At 31.1% G+C, this 2170-nt stretch carries 1 protein-coding gene; it reads left to right on the top strand.

Annotated elements, in window-relative coordinates; genetic code table 11:
• The coding region (locus OM90_RS12915) for a hypothetical protein (protein ID WP_160323681.1) at window positions 1–2054 on the top strand (2054 nt) is incomplete at its 5' end.
• Window positions 2055–2170 lie beyond the last annotated feature (116 nt).

Below are 2170 nucleotides of genomic sequence, written 5' to 3'. Positions count from 1 at the left end.
TACAAGCCTATATAAATGACGAAAATATAGTTATAGAAGGGAAAATAACTATAGAAGGAGGTCAATTTGTAGATGTTATAGGAGGTACATATTATAGCGGTGGTTATACCATGACAAAAGAAGTGATAAAGCAGTGGGATTCAAGTGAAGAAAAAGAAGAAATAACAATACCACCTATATCAATAGATAGTGATAATGAAGGGATATCATGGCTAACTAAGCTTAAACTAGATCCAGAAGAAGAACAAAGACGTATGGGAAGTCATAAGATAAGTAAGTATGAGGATAAATTATACAACATAGAAGAAGGCGACAGTGTAAAAAGATATATGATATTAAGATGGGTTCATGATGGAGTTTCTAAAAAAGTAAAAATAACTTCTACAGGATTTTATAATCGAGAAAATGCAATGATAAAAGATAGCGAAATAGTAGAAATACCGATGATAACAAAGGAACTGCCTCTTTTTACAAGTTCAGGATACTCTATTGATTATGATGTTAGGAAAGCAAGATTTAGACATGAAGTTAATGGAGGAGTACCTTTTGTAGCAGAAGTTAAATTACCTGAAAAAAATTATAAAGGATGGAATGCCTGGTGGGAAGGAAATACCGAAGGAGATCTTTCCTACACCTTAGAGGATAGCAAAGGATTAGTTAATAATGAAGAAACTATAGATTATGGAGAAATAAATGAAGATAATGAAAGAATAATAAGAGAGCCCGTATTAATATGGGAAACGGATAAAATAGATGTATACGGAGAAGATTTAGGAATAGAAAACGCAGAAGAAAGAATAGATAAATTTGTTATAAACACATCGGGAGGAATAAGTAGATTAGCAGGATATAGCTATGAAGAAGAGTATAGCTATGATGAATGTACCACAGATGAAAATGGAGAAAGAACATGTGAAACATATACAGACTATGAAACCATATATGGAGAAGAAGTAGTAAGTGCTACCTTTCCTAGTAACACAGATGAAGTAGAAATACAATCCCTATTTTTTAACGGAAGTGAGATGCCCCTAAGATATTTTGGAGGAGAAATAGGAAGTTATGAAGAAAGCAGTAATAGAGAAGAAAAAAGAATATTAGTCTGGGAAGGAGAGAGATATGAAATCCCAGTAAAAAGATTTATGAGATATGTAGATGAAAATGGAGAAACAACAGATATAGTAGAAGAAGATGCATATGGAGGAAATCCAAGAATCTTTCAACATTTAGATGAAGTAGAAGTAACATATAAAGTAGAAACAAGCTTAAAAGACCACTTTAAAGAAGACAGAGAAAAAGCTAGAAATAATCCGAATAATTACAAAGGAGAAATCTTTGAAAATGCGCCATTTGCAACAGATACAAATTTACAGTGGTATGACTATCCAATAAAATCAGGATATTTTTATAGACCCTATGGAGAATACATAGTAACAGTAAGAACGACTATATATAAAGAAGGAGGAGGTGGAACAGAAAAACATAAAGAAATAGTAGAACAAATAAAAGATTCTTTTGAAACCAATATAACTCTGCCAACAATGAAAATAAATGGAGATGCAGTTATAGGGCTAGATGGTACACAATATGATGAAATACCAGTAGGAATAGAAGAAGATTACTTTATAGAAGAAGAATATGAACTACCCTATGATGAAGGACCTTTATCTCCAGAAGAGTATTTATATGGAACAGAAGAAAGTTTATTAGGAGGAACAGACGAGTTATATAGACAAATATTACAAGGCTGGGAAAGTTCAGAAAGCAGTGAATATCAAGATATGTACAAGTACAGAGAATATGTAAAAGAAGGGAATATATACAAAATAGTAGAAGAAACCGTATTAACTTTCACATTAAATCCAAATATGAACAAATATTATATAGTACCGCAGACAAAAAATGGGCATTACAATTTTAGTATAGGATTTAAGTCTTTTGATAATGGGTATGTAACAGTAGGAGAAACTATAAAAAGCATACCAGTAACAAACTTTGATGACATAACATTTACAGTAATAGGAAGTATGTATGATGACCAAAGCAGTAGATAAACATAAAAGCTAGTACAAAAAATAAAACATAATAAGGAGGAAAAATGTATATTAAAAAAATGCAAAAAGGAATAAAAAAGATATTTAGCCTTCTTTTACTAATCATCATATCCATA

The organism is Defluviitalea phaphyphila, assembly GCF_001466305.1.
In the GTDB taxonomy this organism is placed as follows: Bacteria; Bacillota; Clostridia; order Lachnospirales; family Defluviitaleaceae; genus Defluviitalea_A; species Defluviitalea_A phaphyphila.
This window is presented reverse-complemented; position numbering and strand designations above follow the sequence as displayed.